This is a genomic window from Thermus sp. NMX2.A1, assembly GCF_000511705.1.
In the GTDB taxonomy this organism is placed as follows: domain Bacteria; phylum Deinococcota; class Deinococci; order Deinococcales; family Thermaceae; genus Thermus; species Thermus scotoductus.
This window is the reverse complement of the sequence record NZ_ATNI01000077.1, coordinates 1-18,159: the sequence shown is the minus strand read 5'-3', so window position 1 is coordinate 18,159 and position 18,159 is coordinate 1. Positions and strand designations below refer to the sequence as shown.

The following is an 18,159-nucleotide window of genomic DNA, read 5'->3' as shown; positions in this document are numbered from 1 at the left end:
GTATGCTGAGAGTATGGAACGGAGCCTGCGCGACATCCTGGAATGGGTGGTTTTGGGCCTCTTGGTGGTGGTGGGGGTGCTTTTGGCCCTCTGGGTGGGGGGATGGGTCTTCACCTTCTTGGGCCGGGTGCTTCTGGCCCTTTCCGGCCTCATCTGGGAGCTTTTGCGGTTCGCCATCCCCTTGCTGGTCCTGGCGGCCATCGGCTACGGGGTGGTTTATCTATTGCAGAAGCGCACCGCATAGGCTAGCGGCTCGAGGAAAGCCTGGGGATAACCCGGAATAAGCGCCCAGCCTCCGTTTAAGGGGCTGGGCTTATCCTTAGGGTGTTTTATACCCTTGACGGAGGAGATGTGGGGGGTGTAGGCTTTCCCCCAATAGAAGGGAGGGAGCATGGACCGCAGGTTTCTGCTGAGGTTAGGAGCTTTTCTGGGGGCGGGTTCCCTGCTGGGGGCCCGGGCCAACGAGCGGGTGGCCTACAAGGACTTCAAGAAGGAAACCCCTGTGGCTGTGGTTTACCACCTGGACTTCGGGGATCCCAACCGCTTTGGACAGATGTTGACCAATATCAGCAACCACCTGTCCGTGTACGACAACGACCCCTTCAAGATCAAGATCGTGGTGGTGGCCCATGGAGCCGGGGTGCAGTTTTTCCTCAAGGATCTTGAGGGTACCCCCTGGGCCTCGGCCCAGTACGACCGGGAGGCCCTGTTCAGCCGGGTGAAGCAACTTGCCCAGCTTGGAGTGGAGTACTACCTCTGCGAGATCACCTTTAGCCGGAACAACATTCCCAAGGACAAACTTCGTCCGGATGAGTTCCTCAAGTGGGTGCCTTCCGGGGTGGGGGCTTTGGGAGAACTTCAGGCCAAGGGGTACGCGTACATCAAGGTAGGCTGAACCTGAAAGGACCTGCATGGGTGCGTATAATGCCCCCATGCGGGTTCTCTTCATCGGCGACGTGATGGCCGAGCCCGGCCTGAGGGCGGTGAGCCTCCACCTGCCGGACATCCGGGACCAGTACGACCTGGTCATAGCCAACGGGGAGAACGCCGCCCGGGGTAAGGGTCTGGACCGGCGTTCCTACCGCCTCCTACGCGAGGCGGGGGTGGACCTGGTGTCCCTGGGAAACCACGCTTGGGATCACAAGGAGGTCTACGAGCTCTTGGAACGGGAGCCCGTGGTGCGGGCCCTCAACTACCCTCCTGGCACCCCAGGGCGGGGGTGGTGGCGGCTTAGCGCAGGTGGGGAGAGCCTTCTCTTCGTGCAGGTGATGGGCCGGATCTTCATGGATCCCCTGGACGATCCCTTCCGCACCCTGGATGCCCTTTTAGCCCAGGAGAAGGCGGATTACATTCTGGTGGAGGTGCATGCCGAGGCCACCAGCGAGAAGATGGCCCTGGCCCACTACCTGGATGGGCGGGTCACGGCCGTGCTGGGCACCCACACCCATGTGCCCACCCTGGATGCCATGCGCCTGCCGAAGGGCACCCTGTACCAGACCGACGTGGGCATGACCGGCACGTATGCATCCATCATCGGCGGGGAGGTGGAGACCTTCCTGGCCCGCTTCCTTACGGGCAGGCCCCAGCCTTTTCGGGCTGCCCAGGGAAGGGCGCGCTTCCACGCCACCGAGCTGGTTGTGGAGGGCGGCAAAGGGGTTTCCATAGGCCCTTACGTGTGGGAGGAGCCGTGAAGCCTGCGAAGGAGGATACCTTTGACCTTTTGCGGGCGGAGGTGGACCTTTTAGGCCGCCTTCTGGGCGAGGCCATCCGGGCGGTTTCGGGGGAGCGTTTTTTCGCCTTGGTGGAGGAGGTGCGCCTCCTATCCAAGGCCCGACGACAGGGGGACGAAGGAGCGAGGGCCACCCTTTTGAAGCGGGTGGAGGGGCTTTCCCTCGAGGAGGCCGAGGCCCTGGTGCGGGCCTTTACCCATTACTTCCACCTGGTGAACCTGGCGGAGGAGAGGCACCGGGTACGGGTGAACCGCCTTAGGGCCCAGGCGGAAACCCCGGAGAGCCCGAGGCCCGAGGGCTTCTTGGCCCTGGCCAGGGCCTTGAAGGAAAGGGGGCTTTCCCTGGAGGAGGTGGAGGCCCACCTGAACCGCCTGGAGCTATGGCTCACCTTTACTGCCCATCCTACAGAGACCCGCAGGCGAACCCTAAGGCACCATCTGGAAAAGTTACAGGAGGAGCTGGAGGCCCAAGACCGTTCCCGCTTGGCGGCTAGGGTGGCCCTGCTCTATGCCACCGAGGAGGTGCGCAAGGCCAGGCCCACGGTGGAGGACGAGATTAAGGGCGGGCTTTACTACCTGCCTACCACCCTCTGGCAGGCGGTACCCCGGGTGGTGGAGGGCCTCGAGGCCGCCCTGGAGAAGGTCTATGGCAGGCGGCCCCGCCTGAAGAGCCCGGTGCGCTTCAGGAGCTGGATCGGAGGGGACCGGGATGGCAACCCCTTCGTCACCCCTGAGGTGACCGCCTTTGCCGCCCGGTATGCCCGCCAGGTGGCCCGGGAGCGATTTTTGCTGGAACTGGAAAACCTGGTGCGGGACCTTTCCCTTTCCGAAACTAAAGTTCCCGTGCCCAGGGGGGTGCGGGAGGGAGGGGAGGGAACGGAGCGCTTCCCCGGGGAGCCCTACCGGCGGTTCTTCGCCAGGCTTTATACCCGCCTGGAGAAGGGTGAGGCGAGCACGGAGGAGCTTTTGCGGGCCCTGAGGGTGGCGGAGGAGGGCCTGGCCTCCGTGGGCCTGGAACAGGTGGCGGCCTCCTTCCTCCGTCCCCTCGAGGCCCGCCTTTTCGCCTTCGGCCTGGAGCTTGCGCCCTTGGACCTGAGGGAGGAGTCCGGGAAACTCCTGGAGGCAGCGGCGGAACTCCTCAGGGTTGGGGGGGTCCACCCCGATTTCCTTTCCTTGCCCCCCGAGGCCCAGGAGGCCCTCCTCACCGAGGAGCTGAGAAGCGCCCGTCCCCTCCTGCCCGTGGGCCATGAGCCCCAGGGGGAGGCCCTGCGGGTGGCGCTAGGGGCCTTTCGGGCCTGGCGGGACAAGGGGGCCCACGTGGTGTCCATGACCCACCACCCCGGGGATCTCCTTGCCGTGTTCCTTCTCGCCCGGGAGGTGGGGCTTTACCGGCCGGGAGCCCCTTTGCCCCTGGATGTGGTGCCCCTCTTTGAGACCCTCGAGGACCTCCACCGGGCCCCGGAGGTACTCACCCGCCTTCTGCAAAACCCCGTCTTCCTGGCCCACGCCCGGGGCCGGGGCGGGGTGGAGATTATGATCGGGTACTCCGACTCCAATAAGGATGCTGGCTTCCTGGCTGCCAACCTGGCCCTTTACGAGGCCCAGGAGGCCTTGGCCAAGGTGGGGCAGAGCTTCGGCCTGCCGGTTTTCTTCTTCCACGGCCGGGGTACCTCCACCGCCCGGGGTGGGGGGCCTGCAGGCCGGGCCATCGCCAGCCTGCCCCCCAGGAGCGTGGGGCACCGCATCCGCCTCACGGAGCAGGGGGAGGCCCTGGCGGACCGCTACAGCCATCCTGAGCTGGCCGTGCGCCACCTGGAGCAACTTCTCTTTCACTTCGCCCAGGCGGCCTTGGGCGAGGGGGTGGAGCCCAGACCTGAGTGGCGGGAGGCTTTGTGGCAGGCGGGGGAGGAAAGCATGCGCCGCTACCGGGCCCTTTTGGCCCAGGAGGGTTTCTTCCCCTTTTTCGAGGCCTTTACCCCCATCCGGGAGATCGGGGAACTCCCCATCGCCAGCCGCCCTGTGTACCGCCACGGCCGGGTGCGGGAGATCCGCGACCTCAGGGCCATTCCCTGGGTGATGGCCTGGACCCAGGTGCGCCTACTCCTGCCCGGCTGGTACGGGCTTACGGCCCTGGAGGCCTTGCCCCTGGATCTTCTCAGGCGGATGTACCGGGAGTGGCCCTTCTTCGCCACCACCTTGGAGAATGCCGCCATGGCCTTGGCCAAGGCGGACCTGGGGGTGGCGGAGCTTTACCTGCGCCTGGTTCCGGAAAAGCTACACCCCCTCTTCCACGGCCTTGCCCAGGAGTACCAAAAGACGGTGACGCTTCTGGAAAGCATCTTCCAGGCCCCCCTCCTTCACAACCAGAGGACCTTGGAAAGGCAGATCGCCTTGCGCAACCCCTACGTGGACCCCATCAACTTCGTGCAGGTGGAGCTTCTCCGCCGCTACCGCGCTCCTGGGGGCCGGGAGGATGAGGCCTTGAAGAAGGCCCTTCTCCTCTCCATCCTGGGGGTGGCGGCGGGCCTTAGGAATGCGGGTTAAGATGGAGGCCGATGGAGCTTGGCCAGCATCCTGACCAGCGGGTGGGCGTTTTCGTGGACACCCAGAACCTTTACCACTCCGCTCGGGACTACTACGAGCGCAACGTGAACTTTGAGAGCCTCCTGCGCTTTGCCGTGGGGGGAAGGCGTCTGGTGCGGGCCACCGCCTACGTGGTGGAAAAGGAGGGGGACACCTCCGCCTGGCCCTTCATCTACAAGCTTTCCACCATCGGCTACCGGGTGCGGCGCATGTACCTCACGGTGAAGGAGCTGGGTGAGGGCGGCAAGCCCATCTACGAGGGGAACTGGGACATGGGCATCGCCGCGGACATGGTGAGGCTTATGCCTCACCTGGACGTGGTGGTCCTGGGAAGCGGGGATGGGGATTTTGTGGAGATCCTCGAGGTCCTCATGGAACGGGGCATCCGGGTGGAGGTGATCGCCTTCCGGGAGACCACCGCCCAGAAGCTCATCGATGCCGTGGACCGCTTCGTGCACCTTCCCGATATCCCCAATGCCTTTATGGAGCCCAGGAACACCGAGCGATGAGCCTCGAGGCCTACGACTACTTCCTGCCCGAAGAACTCATCGCCCAGGAGGGGGTGGAACCCCGGGATAGGGCCCGGATGCTGGTGGTCCATCGGGAAGGGCCTTTTCGTGCCGAGCACCGCCAGGTCAGGGACCTTCCCGAATACCTTCGCCCGGGGGATGTGCTGGTGTTTAACGAGAGCAAGGTGATCCCCGCCCGCCTCTTGGCCCAAAGGCCCACGGGGGGAAGGGTGGAGGTGCTTCTGGTGCGGGAACGGACTCCGGGGCTTTGGGAAGCCCTGGTGGGGCCCGGCCGCAAGGCCAAGCCCGGCACCAGGCTCCGCTTTCTATCTCCCCGGGACCTCCGCGTGGTTCCGGACCTCGAGGCGGAGGTGGTGGGGGTGGAGGAGGATGGGGTGCGGCTTCTCCGCTTCCAGGGGGATCTGATGGCCCACCTGGAGGAGGTGGGGGAGGTGCCCCTGCCCCCCTACATCAAGGCCAGAATCCCTCCGGAACGCTACCAGACCGTGTACGCCAGGCGCCCGGGCTCCGTGGCCGCCCCCACTGCTGGGCTCCACTTCACCCCGGAGCTTCTGGCCCGCCTGAGGGGCATGGGGGTGGAGCTCCGCTTCCTGACCCTGCACGTGGGCCCCGGCACCTTCCGCCCGGTGAAGGGGGATCCCGAGAAGCACGAGATGCACCCTGAGCCCTACGAAATCCCTGAGGAAACCGCAGAAGCCATCAACCGGGCCAAGAAGGAGGGCCGGAGGGTGGTGGCGGTGGGCACCACCGTGGTCCGGGCCCTGGAGAGCGCCTTCCGGGAGGGGATAGGGGTGGTGCCGGGGATGGGGGAGACCCGGCTTTTCATCCGCCCGCCCTATGCCTTCCAGGTCATAGACGCTCTTTTCACCAACTTCCACCTGCCCCGTTCCACCCTGCTCATGCTGGTGGCCGCCTTCCTGGGCTACGAAAAGACCATGGAGGCGTACCGGCTTGCGGTGGCGGAGCGGTACCGGTTTTACTCTTTGGGGGACGCTATGCTTATCCTCTGAGCAACGCCTTCAGCCAGTCCCTGGCCTCCTGTGGGCCAAGGACAAGGGGTTTGCGACTTCGGTGGAACCAGGCGAGGAGTTCTTGGGCTTCCCTTTGGCTTGGCCCTTGCCCCTGGGCCTCGAGGAGGATCTTGTGGTCCCCATCCGCCAGCCACACCATGCCCACCACTTCCCCCTCCACCTCGGTTCCCGGGGAAAGGGGAGGTCCCAGGAAGACCGCATCCACCTCCTCCCCGTCGGCGGGGTTGATGAGGCCAGGGATGAGGCCATAGTTCACCGGCGCCGGCTGGTCCACGGCCACCAGGGCCAGGTGCCCTTCCTTCCAGGCATAGCGGAAGGGGCTCCCTTTGCTCCACTCCACCACCATGCGAAGCCGCATCATCCCAGATCCAAGAGGAGCCGGGCCACCGAGAGGTAGATGAGGAGGCCCGAGATATCGGAAAGGGTGGCCACCAGGGGATTGGAAACCAAGGCCGGGTCCACGCCAAGGCGCCTTAACACCACGGGGAGCATGGCCCCCACCAGGTTGGCGAAGAGCACCAGGAGGAAAAGGGCCAAGCCCACCGCCGGGGCCAAGGCGGCGTGCCCGTCCAGAAAAACCTTGCCCAGGAGCAAAGCGGCCAGGGTGAGGCCGAGAAGGCTACCCACCAGGGTTTCCTTGGCCATTACCCGGCGCCAGTCCCTGAGGTCCAGGTCCCGGGTGGCCAGGGCCCGGATGATGAGGGTGGCGGACTGGTTGCCGGTATTGCCCCCCGTGCCCAGGAGTACAGGCACATAGAAGGCCAAGGCGGTGGCGGCCTCCAGGAGGTTTTCAAACCCCTGGAGGATGGAACTGGTCACCATGCCCGTGAGGATGAGGATCACCAGCCAGCGCACCCGGGCCATCCAGAGGGCGATGGGGGAGGCTTGGCTGTACACCAGGTCCGGCACGTCCACCGCCGCCATGCGGTGGATGTCCTCGGTGGCTTCCTCTTCTAAAACGTCCAGCACGTCGTCCACCGTGACGATACCCACCAGCACCCCGTCCTCGTCCACCACGGGCAAGACGGTGAAGTCGTAGTCGGCCATGAGGCGGGCTACCTCTTCCTGGTCGGTGTCCGTGCGGGCGAAGACCACCTTGGGGTTCATGATCTCCGCCACCTTGGTCTTCGGGTCGGCCACGATGAGGTCTCTTAAGGACAGGACCCCCTTGAGGCGGCCCGCCTCGTCCACCACGTAAATGTAGTAAATGGTTTCCGCATCGGGGGCGGCCCGGCGCAGGAAGCGGATGACCTCCTCCACGGTCATGCCCTCCCGCACCGCCACGTACTCGGGGGTCATGAGGCCGCCTGCCTCGTCCTCCTCGTACTGGGTGAGTTCCTCCACCTCGGCCCGGGTCTCGGGGTCCAGGGCCTCCTTAAGGCGGCGGGCCAGGTCGGGGTCTTCCTCCTCCACCGCCTGGAGGGCGTCGGCCAGGTCGTCCAGGGAGAGCTCCTCCAAGAGCTCCCGCACCCGCCAGGGGGGAAGGGTCTTCAAGTACTCCGCCTGCTCCTCCGCAGGGAGGTTGGCGAAGACCTCCGCGGCCCGGTCCTTGGGAAGGAGGGTGAGGACCACGTAGCGGTGCTCCCCCTCGAGGTCATCCCACACGGCCAAAAGGTCCTGGGGATGGGTTTCCTCCAGGAGCCTCTGTAGCTTCAGGGTGTCGCCTTCTTGCAGGGCTTGGCGCAGAGGGGAAAGGGTCGTCTCCACAGGCGGCCTCCTTTCACCCGAAGGCCGCCTGCTGGGCGGCCTTCAGGGCCTAGGACTCGAGGGCAAAGCCCCTAGCATACCTTCCTTAGCCTAGGGTTCCCGGTCGGGGCCGTCAACCATGCCCACTAGAAATGTGGGAAAAATTGAGGTTGACACGCTCAAGGGGTCTGGCCTATTCTAAAGCCCGGCCTGGCGGCCGGGAGGCTCATGTTTGCGAAGCTGGCGGGAAGACTGCAGGAGGCCATAGACCGCTTAAGGGGACGGGGCCGTATCACCGAGGAGGACCTGAAGGCCACCCTCAGGGAGATCCGTCGGGCCCTGATGGACGCCGACGTGAACCTGGAGGTGGCGAGGGCCTTTGTGGAAAGCGTCCGGGAGAAGGCCCTGGGCCAGAAGGTCCTGGAAAGCCTTACCCCGGCGGAGGTGGTGCTGGCCACGGTCTACGAGGCCCTAAAGGAGGCCTTGGGCGGGGAACCCCGCTTCCCCACCCTGAAGAACCAGAACCTGTGGTTCCTGGTGGGCCTCCAGGGCTCCGGCAAAACCACCACCGCGGCCAAGCTGGCCCTTTTCTACAAGGGGAAGGGAAGGAGGCCCCTGCTGGTGGCGGCCGACACCCAGCGCCCGGCAGCCCGGGAGCAGCTTCGCATCCTGGGGGAAAAGATAGGGGTCCCGGTCCTGGAGGTGCAGGATGGGGAGAGCCCCGAGTCCATCCGCCGCCGGGTGGAGGAGAGGGCCAGGCAGGAGGTTCGCGACCTCATCCTGGTGGACACCGCCGGGCGCCTGCAGATCGACGAGCCTTTGATGGCGGAGCTTGCCCGCCTCAAGGAGGCCATGAACCCTGACGAGGTGCTCCTGGTCCTGGATGCCATGACGGGCCAGGAGGCCCTTTCGGTGGCCAAGGCCTTCGACGAGCGGGTGGGGGTCACGGGGCTCATCCTCACCAAGCTGGATGGGGATGCCCGGGGTGGGGCGGCCCTCTCCGCCCGGCACGTGACGGGGAAGCCCATCTACTTCGCCGGGGTTTCCGAGCGCCCCGAGGGCCTGGAACCCTTCTACCCCGACCGGCTGGCGAGCCGCATCCTGGGCATGGGGGATGTGGCTACCCTGGCGGAGAAGGTTCGGGCTGCGGGCCTCGAGGCCGAAACCCCCAAGTCCGCCAAGGAGCTCACCCTGGAGGACTTCCTCAAGCAGATGCAAAACTTGAAGCGCCTGGGCTCCTTCTCGGAGATCCTCGCCATGCTTCCCGGGGTGGGTAAGGCCTTGCCCGCTGGGGTCCAGGTGGACGATAAGGCCATCAAGCGCCTGGAGGCCATCGTCCTTTCCATGACCCCCGAGGAGCGAAAGGACCCCCGCATCCTAAACGCCTCCCGGCGCAAGCGCATCGCCAGGGGAAGCGGCACCAGCGTGCAGGAGATCAACCGCTTCATCAAGGCCTTCGAGGAAACCAAGGCCCTAATGAAGTCCCTGGAGAAGAACAAGGGCCGGGGACTCATGGGAATGTTCAGGAGGTAGGAAAGAATGGTAAAGATCCGGCTTTCTCGTTTCGGCTCCAAGCACAACCCTCACTACCGCATCGTGGTCACCGACAGCCGTAGGAAGCGCGACGGCGCCTACATCGAAAAGATCGGGTACTACGATCCCCGCAAGACCACTCCCGAGTGGCTGAAGGTGGACGTGGAGCGGGCCAAGTACTGGCTTTCCGTGGGGGCCCAGCCCACGGACACCGCCCGGAGGCTTCTCCGGCAGGCGGGGGTTTTCCGGAAGGAAGGCTAAAGGTTAAGGCCCCTGAGGGCGCCGGTGGGTGTACCCACCCGGCGCCTTTGCCTTAACATGGGGCCATGAAGGACTTGGTGGAGTATTTGGCCAAGAGCGTGGTGGACCAGCCGGAGCGGGTCCGGGTGCAGGAAAGGCGTACCCGGGAAGGTCCGCTTTACGTGGTGGAGGTGGCCCCTGAGGACAAGGGTCGGCTTATCGGCAAGCAGGGCCGGGTCATTGAGTCCATCCGCACCCTGGTAAGGGCCTACGCCAAGCGCAAGGTGGGGGTGGAGGTGCGCTAGGCCCGCGGGGCTTTGGCATAATGGATTAGGGATGCGCCTGGTGGAAATCGGTCGGTTCGGTGCCCCCTATGCCCTGCGCGGGGGTCTGAAGTTCCGGGGTGAGCCGGTGGTGGCTCACCTGGAGCGGGTCTACGTGGAAGGGCATGGCTGGCGGGCGGTGGAGGATCTCTACCAGGTGGGGGATGACCTGGTGGTTCACCTGGCGGGGGTTTCCAGCCGGGAGCTGGCCGAGCCCTTGGTGGGTCTCCGGGTGTATGCCGAGGTGGAGGAACTTCCCCCCCTCGAGGAGGGCCGGTACTACTACTTTGCCCTGATTGGCCTACCCGTTTACGTGGGGGGCTTGAAGATGGGGGAGGTGGTGGACATCCTGGACGCAGGAGCCCAGGATGTCCTGGTCATCAAGGGCGTGGGGGAAAGGCTTCGCGACCAGACGGAGCGCCTAGTACCCCTGCAGGCGCCCTACGTGCGGGTGGAGGAGGAGGGCATCCACGTGGAGCCCATCCCCGGCCTCTTTGACTGAATGCGCTACACCATCCTCACCCTTTTCCCCGGCCTCATACGCCCCTGGCTTTCGGAATCCCTCCTGAAGAAGGCCCAGGAGCGGGGTCTCATCCAGGTGGAGGTGGTGGACCTCAGGGCCTATGGCCTGGGGCGGCACCGCACCGTGGACGACACTCCCTATGGCGGCGGGGCGGGGATGGTGATCCGCCCGGATGTGGCGGTGGCGGCCTTGGAGGCCGTTTTGCCTGCGGATGAGGTGATCCTCCTTTCCCCGGCGGGGGAACCCTTCACCCAACGGGTGGCGGAGGAGCTGGCCCAAAGGGATCACCTGGTCCTTCTTTCCGGGCGCTACGAGGGGTTTGACGCCCGGGTGGAGGCCTTTGTGACCCGCTCCCTTTCCATCGGGGATTACGTGCTCATGGGGGGGGAGGTGGCGGCCTTGGCGGTGCTGGAGGCCACTGCCCGGCTTATTCCGGGGGTGATCGGGGATCCGGAAAGCCACCGGAGGGATTCCTTTGTCCGCGGGCTCCTGGACCACCCCCACTACACCCGTCCCCCGGAGTTCCGCGGGCTTCGGGTGCCGGAGGTTCTCCTTTCGGGAAACCACCCGGAGGTGGACCGCTGGCGCAGGCAGGAAGCCCTGAGGAAGACCCTTGCCGTGAGGCCGGAGCTGGTGCGGGAGGCCAGGCTTGGGCCCCTCGAGGTGGCCTGGCTTGCGGAAATGGACCGCGAAGGCTAGACTTAGGTCTGTTGCCCATGAACCCCTCGGGGTTCCTCTGGGAGGGAGGAGAACATGAACCGAGGAGCGCTGCTTAAGGTAGTGGAGGCCAAGTATACCCGCACCGATCTCCCGGAGTTCCGGCCCGGCGACACCGTGCGGGTGGCCTACCGGGTAAAGGAAGGCAACCGCACCCGGGTGCAGAACTTTGAGGGCATCGTCATCAAGATCAAGCGGAACGGGTACAACACCAGCTTCACCGTGCGCAAGGTGAGCTACGGCGTGGGGGTGGAGCGCATCTTCCCCCTGAACTCCCCCCTCATCGAGAACATCGAGATCGTCCAGCGGGGCCGGGCCCGGCGGGCCAAGCTCTACTTCATCCGGGAGCTTTCCGAAAGGGAGATCCGCCGCAAGCTCCGCGCCGACCGCAAGCGCATCGGCCAGGACCAGGAAAGGGCCCGGGTGGCCAAGGAGGAGGCGGAAGCTGCCCAGGGCGCTACAGAGGCGGCTTCCGAAGGGGAACCCTCCGCCGAGTAAACCGGGGGCTATGGGAAGGGTGGGTTTGCCCGCCCTTCCTTATTTCTTCGCCAGGAATCCCAGGGACCTTGCCTTTTCCAGGGCTTCCACCCGGTTTCGGGCCAGGAGCTTGCCGTAGAGGCTTTCCAGGTGGTCCTTCACCGTGTCCGGGGAAAGGCCCAGGGCCTTGGCCATCTCCTTCACGGAAAGCCCCTGGGCCAGGAGGCGGAGGACTTCCTCCTCCCTCGAGGTGAGGCTGGGCAGGTCGGGGGGCTTCAGTTTTTCCTCCCCCTGGGCCACGCGGAGAAGGCGCCTTTTGAGCTCGGGAGCGGAGAGCTCCTTGGAAAAGTAGGCGTCAGCCCCCGCCAAAAACGCTTCCCGCACCAGGGCGGGCTCCTGGTAGGTGGTGAGGAGGGCGATGAGGCCGGAATACCCCTTCTTCCGGAGCATTCGGGTGCACTCTAGCCCATCCAATACGGGCATCCTCAGGTCCAGGAGGACTGCCTCCGGGTTCAGGGCCAGGGTCTTTTCCAAGGCCTCCTTTCCATCCTGGGCCTCGGCCACCACCACGAGCCCTTCCCCCTCGAGGCCCGCCCTAAGCCCCAGGCGGAAGAGGGGGTGGTCGTCGGCGATCAGCACGCGGAGGCGGGATCCAGGGTTGCCCATCCTGGCTCTTAGCATAGGCCTGCGGTGTGAAAACGAGGCCAAAGCCTATACTTAAGCTATGCCCTTGACCCTGAACGACCTTGCCGCCCTTCCTGGCCGGGCGTCGGAGGCCCTGCTCCGCGAGGAGGTGGAGGAAACCGGGCTGGCTCCCGAGACCATCCTGGATAAGCTTCGGGAGCGCCTTGGCATCATGCGGGATTCCATCCGGAAGGGTCTCGCCTCGGATGCCCCCAGCGTGGCGGGAATGGTGGGGAAGAATGCCAAGACCTTGTGGGAAGCCCCGGATCCCTTGCGGGATCCGCTTTTAAAGCGGGTCCAGGCCTACGCCATGGCGGTCAACGAGGAAAATGCCCGCATGGGTCGGATTGTGGCGGCTCCCACGGCGGGTAGCGCCGGGACGCTTCCCGGGGCCTTGCTGGGAGTGGCGGATCACCTGGGCATCCCCGATGAGGACCTCCTCATGCCCATGGTCCTGGCCGCCGGGGTGGCCAAGATCATCAACCGCCAGATCTACATCGCCGGGGCCAGCGGGGGGTGCCAGGCGGAAATCGGTTCCTCAGCGGCCATGGCGGCGGCCGCCGTTACCGAGCTTCTCGGGGGGAGTGCGGAGGCCTCTGCCCATGCGGCGGCCTTGGCCCTGCAGAACACCCTGGGCCTGGTTTGCGATCCCGTGGGGGGGTTTGTGGAGGTGCCCTGCGTGATGCGCAATGGTTTTTATGCGGTGCATGCGGTGAGCGCCGCCTCCATGGCCCTGGCGGGGATAAGGAGCGTGATTCCCCCTGACGAGGTGATCCTGGCCATGGCGGGCATCGGCCGCCTTCTGCCCTTGGAGCTCAAGGAAACAGGCCTGGGGGGGTTGGCGGACACCCCCACGGGGCGTCGGCTGGCCGCCCAGGCCCTGGGGGAGGCTTCCGAGGATTGAGCTATTCCTCCCCTTTGGCTACCGGAACCCCCACCAGGTTGCCCCACTCCGTCCAGGAGCCGTCGTAGTTCTTCACGTGGGGATAGCCGAGGAGGTACTTGAGGACAAACCAGGAGTGGCTGGAGCGCTCGGCGATGCGGCAGTAGACCACCACATCCTTATCCGGGGTGATGCCCAAGGACTGGTAAAGAGCCTGAAGTTCTTCTGCCGTTTTGAAGGTGCCATCGGGGTTCACCGCCTTGGCCCAGGGGATGTTTTTGGCCCCGGGGATGTGGCCAGCCCGCAGGGCGCCCTCCTGAGGGTAGTTGGGCATGTGGGTGAGCTCCCCCCGGTACTCCTCGGGGCTCCGCACGTCCACCAGGGCACCCCTGCCCTCCTTAACCTTGAGGATGTGCTTGAGAACCTCATCCCGGTAGGCGCGGATGGACTCGTCCCGGTAGGGTACTCGGTAGCTCCCCTTGGGGTAGGTGGGAACCTCGGTGGAAAGGGGACGGCCTTCCTCCACCCACTTTTGCCGCCCCCCGTTCATGAGGCGCACGTCCTGGTGGCCGTTATATTTGAAGAACCAGAAGGCGTAGGCGGCCCACCAGTTGTTCTTGTCCCCGTAAAGGACCACGGTGGTGTCGTTGGAGATCCCAAGCCTTTCCATGAGGTTGGCAAACCCCTCCTCGTCCACAAAGTCCCGCACCACCGGATCCCAGAAATCCCGTTGCCAGTCCACCTTCTGTGCCCCGGGAATGTGGCCGGTTTCGTAAAGCAGGATGTCCTCGTCCACCTCGAGGATCCTCACCTTGGGATCCTCCAGGTGCTCCTGGACCCAGTCCGTGCTCACCAGAACCTCGGGATGCGCGTAGCCCATACCTCACCTCCCGCCCACAAGATACCCTTGAGCGAGTGAGAGTAAAGAGGGTCCGTGCACATTCCCGCCCCGCTCCTTGCCAGAAAGGGCCGAGTCTGGTATAACGGGAACCGCGGGGAGTAGCCGCCCCTTGTGGGGCCAGCCGGTCGTCAGTACGGGAGCAATCCCCGGTCGGCTGGGGCGCCTGAGGGCGCATGGCGAGACCACCTGTATGGGTGGCCTCGGTTTTTGCTACTCCTCGGAAGGAGGTGGACGGGAATGGACATACTGGCGCTCTTGCTCATGGGGTTGGTCTTCGTGGCCAGCCTGGTGATTCAAGGCGGTCTTCAGGCTACCTTCGCCCGATTCAGCCGGGTGGCCAACAGCCGAGGGCTTACGGGGGCTGAGGTGGCCCGGGCCATCCTGGATGCCCATGGCCTCACCCACGTCCGGGTGGAGCCGGTGCCCGGGGCCCTCACGGACCACTACGATCCTCACGCCAAGGCGGTGCGGCTTTCCGAGCCCAACTACGCCTCGCCCAGCCTGGCGGCCCTGGCGGTGGCCGCTCACGAGGTGGGGCATGCGGTCCAGGATGCCCATGGCTACACCTGGCTTCGGGTGCGGGCCAGCCTGTGGCCGGCGGCCAGCCTGGGCACCAACCTGGGCCCGATCCTGGTGGTGGGCGGGTTGATGCTGGGGGCCATCGGTTTGGCCAAGCTCGGGCTTTACCTCTACCTGGCGGTGGCCCTATTCCAGCTGGTGACTCTCCCCGTGGAGTTCGACGCCTCCAGGCGGGCCCTGGAGTTCCTGCGGCGCATGGGCTTCCTCTCCCAGCAGGAGATGGCCCCTGCCCGGCAGGTGCTCACCTGGGCAGCCCTTACCTACGTGGCTGCCTTGGCCAGCTCCTTGGCCACCATCCTCTACTACGCCAGCCTCCTCATGGGCCGGAGGGAGGAGTAGATGCCCCTTCTCCTTTGCCCAAGCTGCCAGGTGGGCATGAAGGAGGTGGAAAGGCGGGGGGTCCTCATCGACGTCTGCCCCCAGTGCGGGGGGGTGTGGCTGGATAGGGGGGAGCTGGAAAAACTCCTGGCGGAGGCCAAGGAGGTGGAGCGGGCCTACGAGGAGGAGCGGGAGGCGTACTACCGCAAGGAGGGGAAGCCCTACCGCAAGAAAAAGGGCTTCCTGGAGATCTTTGACCTCTTCGATTAGGCTTTAAGGAAAACCCCCCGGGGAGGGTTCCCCGGGGGGTTGGGGTTTACCTACTCCGCCTTCTTAAGGCGCAGATACCAGCGCTTGTACTCCGTGTACTCGGCCTTCCTGGCCTCGTCGGCCTTGACCTCGTCCAGGGTTGCTGGGGGCTTCACGATGGCGGGCTCACCCGGCTGCCAGTCGGCGGGGGTGTTCAAGCCGGTGCGGTCGGTGAACTGGAGGGCCTGGATGAAGCGCAGGATCTCGTCGATGTTGCGGCCGGTGGTGAGGGGGTAGTAGAGCATGCCCCGGAGGATGCCGTTGGGATCGATGATGAACACCGCCCGCACCGCAGCGGTTTCGCTGGCGGCAGGGTGGATCATGCCGTAGAGCTTGGACACCTTCATGTCCAGGTCGGCGATGACCGGGAAGTTGATGGCGATCCCGGACATCTCCTCGAGGTCCTTGAGCCAGGCCAGGTGGGAGTAGATGGAGTCAATGGAAAGGCCCACCAGCTGGACTCCCAGCTCTTCAAACTCCTTTTGACGCCGGGCGAAGGCCAGGAACTCCGTGGAGCAGACCGGGGTGAAGTCGGCGGGGTGGCTGAAGAGCACCACCCATTTGCCCTTGAGGTCGGATAGCCGAAGCTCTCCAGCCGTGGTCTTGGCCACGAAGTCCGGGGCGGGTTCGTTTAAACGGGGTAGGGTAACGGTTTCTTCCATCCTTCACCTCCTCGGCTGGTGCGCCAGCCGAAGGCCACTATACCCTAAAGGGGTATCAGGTGCAAGTGATTTTCATTAGCGATTATCCCCCGAGCCCCCCAGTTTCCCCCGTTCCAGGCGGGAGCGGAGCTTGGCCAGGTTGGCTTGAGCCACCTCCTCCAGGCTCACCCCCAGGTCGGTGGCCAGCTGGGCCACATACCAAAGCACATCCCCGAGCTCTGCCACCAGATCCTCCCGGGCGGCCTGGCTTAGGTTTCCTCCATGGTCCCGGAGGATTTTCTTTACCTTGTTGGCCAGTTCCCCGGCTTCCCCTGCCAGGCCCAGGGTGGGGTAAAGAAGCCGGTAGGCTTCGGGGTAAAGGGCGGTTTTCTTGGCCTCCTGCTGGTACTCATTTAGGGTCATGGCTAGCCTCCTTGCGGATGGAGAACACCCGGCTCACGCCCCCTTGGGCGGTGACCCCATAGAGGGCGTGGCAGGCTTCCATGGTGCGCTTCTGATGGGTGACCAGGATGAACTGCTTGCCGGAGTTGAGGAAGCGGGTGAAGCGGACGAGGTTGGCCTCGTCAAGGGCGGCGTCCACCTCATCCAGCACGGCCAAGGGAAGGCCACCCTGGAGTTCGCCCAGGGAGAAGAGGAAGGCGAGGGCTCCCAGGGTCTTTTCCCCCAGGGAGAGGAGGCGGAGGTCCTGGGTGCGCTTTCCCGCCGGGATCACCACCAGCTTTAGCCCTTGCCCTTCCCGCTTTACCTCGGCCCGGGCCCCGAGGAGGGCTAGGGCGTATTTTTGAAAGGCATTTTGGAAAACCTGGTAGCTTTCCTCCAGCCTTTCCCCGTAGGCTTTTTCCACAGCTTTGGCCTCGGCCTCGAGGCGAAGGAGGGCTTCCGTAGCCTCCTGCACCTCTTTGACCTGGGCCTCGAGGCGGGTTTCCAACTCCATTAGCTCCCTTTCCGCCAGGGCGTTTACGGGTCCCAAGGCTGCCCGTTCCCGTTCTACCTGGGCCAGCCTGGCCTGGAGGGCCCTGGGGGTGCCGGGCAGACGGTCTAGCGGGGGGAAGGAGGCCCTCTCCCGGCCCAGTTCCTCCAGGAGGGCTTCCCTGCGGGCCAGGAGCAGGCGGAGGTTTTCCCGCTCGCTCAAGAGGGCGTTGGCCCGGGTGAGGGCCCGGGTTTGCTGGTCCTCAAGGTTTGTCCTTTCCGCCCGCACGGCCTTAAGGCGTTCCTCTAGCTCCTGGGCCTTGGCCAGAAGGGGCTGGGTGGCGGCGAGTTTGGCCTTCAGTTCCTCGATCCTGGCCTGGATGCGGCGCACTTCCTCTTGGCTTGCCGCCCAGGCTTCCCGGGCCTGGGAGAGGAGGCGCCAGCGCTCGTGGGCCTCCGCCTGGGCCAGGATTCCTTCCAGCTCCTCTTTTTCCTTCTCCAGGGCCAGAAGCCGGGCCTCCTCCCAGGTTTCCTGAGGCGGTGTGGGGGGTTGGGGAGGCGGGGGTAGGGGGAGCGAAGCCTAGCTTGCAGGGCTCCCACCTGGGCCCGGGCTTCCTCCAGGCGGCGATGGGGAAGAAAGGAGGCCAGGGCTTCCTCCAGGGCTTTGATCTCCCTGGCGAGCTGCTCCTGCTCGGTTTCCAGGTCCTCCAGGCGCCGCCTTAAGAGGAGGGTTTCCCCACCTCCCTTTAGGCGCCCACCGGATAGGGCTCCCAGGCGCTCCAGCACCTCGCCTTCTAGGGTGACCACCCTTTCCCGGCCCGAAGCCCTTCGGTACGCCAGGGCTGCATCCAGGTCGGCGAAGATCAGGGTATCCCCCAGGAGGGCCAGGAGGATTTTCTCCTCGGGCAGGCCCGACTGCCGGAGCCGGGCCAGGCGAAAGGCAGGTCCCAGGAGGCCGGGCACGGGAGGGGGAGGAGGGGGGAGGTGGGCGGGGAGAGGAAGGGTTAGGGGCAGGAAGGTGGCCCGGCCCCCTTCCCGTTTCAGGAGGGCGATGGCGGCCTTGGCGGCTTCCTCGTCCTGGGTGAGGACCCATTGGAGCCGGGGGCCTAGGGCCACCTCCAAGGCCAGCTCCAGCCCCGGCTCGGGCCGGACCAGGTCCGCCACCACCCCCAGCACCCCAGGAAGCTTCCGCACCTTTCGGGGTCCCTCGTGCAGGTCGCTGCCGGCCTCCAGAAGCCGCCTGAGCCGCTCGGCCTCCCTGAGGGCTCCCTGGGCCTGGGCGCGCAGTTCGGCGAGGTGGGTTTCCAACCGCTTCCGTTCGGCCATTTTCCCCTCGAGGTCCCGAAGTTCCTCAAGCCTTTGGGCAAGCTCCTCCTCCAAGCGGGTGCGTTCCGCCAGGGCTTCCTGGTAGGCCTTCAGGCGTTCCTCGTAGCGGGCGGTTTCCGTCAGGTACCGGCGGAAGGCTTCCTCGTGGCGCTTTTTGGCGGCCAGCAGGCGGGCTTCTTCCGCTTTCAAACGCCTAAGCTGGGTGCGAAGCTCCTC

Annotated in this window: 22 protein-coding genes and 1 pseudogene; 15 read left to right on the top strand and 8 right to left on the bottom strand. The window is 65.4% G+C overall.

Annotated features, from left to right (window positions below; genetic code table 11):
- Positions 1 to 13 precede the first annotated feature (13 nt).
- From TNMX_RS09160 to queA, 6 genes are all read left to right on the top strand, one after another.
- Positions 14 to 244 carry a hypothetical protein gene (locus tag TNMX_RS09160; protein WP_015717287.1) on the top strand — a complete coding sequence of 77 codons (231 nt, stop codon included), beginning with the start codon at positions 14 to 16 and terminating at the stop codon, positions 242 to 244.
- A gap of 147 nt (positions 245 to 391) precedes the next feature.
- Complete coding sequence (locus tag TNMX_RS09155) at positions 392 to 895, top strand: DsrE family protein (RefSeq protein ID WP_038031477.1); 504 nt, start codon at positions 392 to 394, stop codon at positions 893 to 895.
- A gap of 37 nt (positions 896 to 932) precedes the next feature.
- Positions 933 to 1,691 (top strand): YmdB family metallophosphoesterase, encoded by a 759-nt coding sequence (locus tag TNMX_RS09150; protein WP_015717286.1) that lies wholly within the window; start codon positions 933 to 935, stop codon positions 1,689 to 1,691.
- Positions 1,688 to 4,273 carry a phosphoenolpyruvate carboxylase gene (locus tag TNMX_RS09145; protein WP_038031499.1) on the top strand — a complete coding sequence of 862 codons (2,586 nt, stop codon included), beginning with the start codon at positions 1,688 to 1,690 and terminating at the stop codon, positions 4,271 to 4,273. The genes TNMX_RS09150 and TNMX_RS09145 overlap by 4 nt, the downstream gene beginning before the upstream one ends.
- An 11-nt stretch (positions 4,274 to 4,284) precedes the next feature.
- Positions 4,285 to 4,821, top strand: coding sequence for an NYN domain-containing protein (locus tag TNMX_RS09140; protein WP_038031475.1), 537 nt, complete (start codon positions 4,285 to 4,287; stop codon positions 4,819 to 4,821).
- Positions 4,818 to 5,852, top strand: a complete 1,035-nt coding sequence (gene queA / locus TNMX_RS09135) for a tRNA preQ1(34) S-adenosylmethionine ribosyltransferase-isomerase QueA (RefSeq protein ID WP_038031473.1) — start codon at positions 4,818 to 4,820, stop codon at positions 5,850 to 5,852. Before TNMX_RS09140 ends, queA begins: the two co-directional genes overlap by 4 nt.
- Here queA and TNMX_RS09130 read toward each other — a convergent pair.
- Positions 5,842 to 6,231 (bottom strand): inorganic diphosphatase, encoded by a 390-nt coding sequence (locus TNMX_RS09130; protein WP_234944414.1) that lies wholly within the window; start codon positions 6,229 to 6,231, stop codon positions 5,842 to 5,844. The genes queA and TNMX_RS09130 overlap by 11 nt on opposite strands.
- Entirely contained in the window at positions 6,231 to 7,580 is a 1,350-nt protein-coding gene (gene mgtE / locus TNMX_RS09125; protein ID WP_038031471.1) for a magnesium transporter, read from the bottom strand. Before mgtE ends, TNMX_RS09130 begins: the two co-directional genes overlap by 1 nt.
- Positions 7,581 to 7,787: 207 nt before the next feature.
- Here mgtE and ffh point away from each other — a divergent pair, with 207 nt between their 5' ends.
- The 6 genes from ffh to rplS all read left to right on the top strand — a co-directional run bounded on the left by ffh (position 7,788) and on the right by rplS (position 11,393).
- On the top strand, positions 7,788 to 9,092 hold the full coding sequence (ffh, locus tag TNMX_RS09120) for a signal recognition particle protein (protein ID WP_038031469.1): 1,305 nt from the start codon (positions 7,788 to 7,790) through the stop codon (positions 9,090 to 9,092).
- A gap of 6 nt (positions 9,093 to 9,098) precedes the next feature.
- Entirely contained in the window at positions 9,099 to 9,353 is a 255-nt protein-coding gene (gene rpsP, locus TNMX_RS09115; RefSeq protein ID WP_015717279.1) for a 30S ribosomal protein S16, read from the top strand.
- 65 nt (positions 9,354 to 9,418) lie between these two features.
- Positions 9,419 to 9,637, top strand: coding sequence for a KH domain-containing protein (locus tag TNMX_RS09110; protein ID WP_015717278.1), 219 nt, complete (start codon positions 9,419 to 9,421; stop codon positions 9,635 to 9,637).
- A gap of 31 nt (positions 9,638 to 9,668) precedes the next feature.
- Positions 9,669 to 10,157: a ribosome maturation factor RimM gene (gene rimM / locus TNMX_RS09105; RefSeq protein WP_019550148.1), complete on the top strand. Its 489-nt coding sequence runs from the start codon at positions 9,669 to 9,671 to the stop codon at positions 10,155 to 10,157.
- Positions 10,158 to 10,877 carry a tRNA (guanosine(37)-N1)-methyltransferase TrmD gene (gene trmD / locus TNMX_RS09100; protein ID WP_038031466.1) on the top strand — a complete coding sequence of 240 codons (720 nt, stop codon included), beginning with the start codon at positions 10,158 to 10,160 and terminating at the stop codon, positions 10,875 to 10,877.
- Between the two features lie 54 nt (positions 10,878 to 10,931).
- On the top strand, positions 10,932 to 11,393 hold the full coding sequence (rplS, locus tag TNMX_RS09095) for a 50S ribosomal protein L19 (RefSeq protein ID WP_038031464.1): 462 nt from the start codon (positions 10,932 to 10,934) through the stop codon (positions 11,391 to 11,393).
- Positions 11,394 to 11,432: 39 nt separating this feature from the next.
- Here rplS and TNMX_RS09090 read toward each other — a convergent pair whose 3' ends face one another.
- Positions 11,433 to 12,053: a response regulator transcription factor gene (locus TNMX_RS09090; protein WP_084221149.1), complete on the bottom strand. Its 621-nt coding sequence runs from the start codon at positions 12,051 to 12,053 to the stop codon at positions 11,433 to 11,435.
- Between the two features lie 43 nt (positions 12,054 to 12,096).
- On the opposite strand from TNMX_RS09090, the gene sdaAA reads away from it, so the two are divergent.
- A complete protein-coding gene (gene sdaAA / locus TNMX_RS09085; RefSeq protein WP_038031458.1) occupies positions 12,097 to 12,960 on the top strand; it encodes an L-serine ammonia-lyase, iron-sulfur-dependent, subunit alpha in 864 nt (287 codons plus the stop codon).
- Position 12,961: 1 nt separating this feature from the next.
- Here the strand turns inward: sdaAA and TNMX_RS09080 are convergent, their stop codons facing one another.
- The gene (locus tag TNMX_RS09080) at positions 12,962 to 13,819 is read right to left on the bottom strand and encodes a sulfurtransferase (protein WP_015717272.1); all 858 of its coding nucleotides are present in this window, start codon (positions 13,817 to 13,819) and stop codon (positions 12,962 to 12,964) included.
- A gap of 258 nt (positions 13,820 to 14,077) precedes the next feature.
- On the opposite strand from TNMX_RS09080, the gene TNMX_RS09075 reads away from it, so the two are divergent.
- Complete coding sequence (locus TNMX_RS09075; RefSeq protein WP_015717261.1) at positions 14,078 to 14,758, top strand: zinc metallopeptidase; 681 nt, start codon at positions 14,078 to 14,080, stop codon at positions 14,756 to 14,758.
- The gene (locus tag TNMX_RS09070; RefSeq protein WP_028492929.1) at positions 14,759 to 15,007 is read left to right on the top strand and encodes a zf-TFIIB domain-containing protein; all 249 of its coding nucleotides are present in this window, start codon (positions 14,759 to 14,761) and stop codon (positions 15,005 to 15,007) included.
- 50 nt (positions 15,008 to 15,057) lie between these two features.
- Here TNMX_RS09070 and TNMX_RS09065 read toward each other — a convergent pair whose 3' ends face one another.
- From TNMX_RS09065 to TNMX_RS13555, 4 genes and pseudogenes are all read right to left on the bottom strand, one after another.
- A complete protein-coding gene (locus TNMX_RS09065) occupies positions 15,058 to 15,708 on the bottom strand; it encodes a peroxiredoxin (protein ID WP_038031455.1) in 651 nt (216 codons plus the stop codon).
- Between the two features lie 75 nt (positions 15,709 to 15,783).
- On the bottom strand, positions 15,784 to 16,110 hold the full coding sequence (locus tag TNMX_RS09060; protein WP_038031453.1) for a nucleoside triphosphate pyrophosphohydrolase family protein: 327 nt from the start codon (positions 16,108 to 16,110) through the stop codon (positions 15,784 to 15,786).
- Entirely contained in the window at positions 16,097 to 17,008 is a 912-nt protein-coding gene (locus tag TNMX_RS13365) for a hypothetical protein (protein ID WP_253269389.1), read from the bottom strand. The genes TNMX_RS09060 and TNMX_RS13365 overlap by 14 nt, the downstream gene beginning before the upstream one ends.
- Positions 16,975 to 18,159 (bottom strand): annotated as a pseudogene (locus tag TNMX_RS13555) (chromosome segregation protein SMC); the annotation flags it as partial. The pseudogene TNMX_RS13555 and the gene TNMX_RS13365, both read right to left, overlap by 34 nt.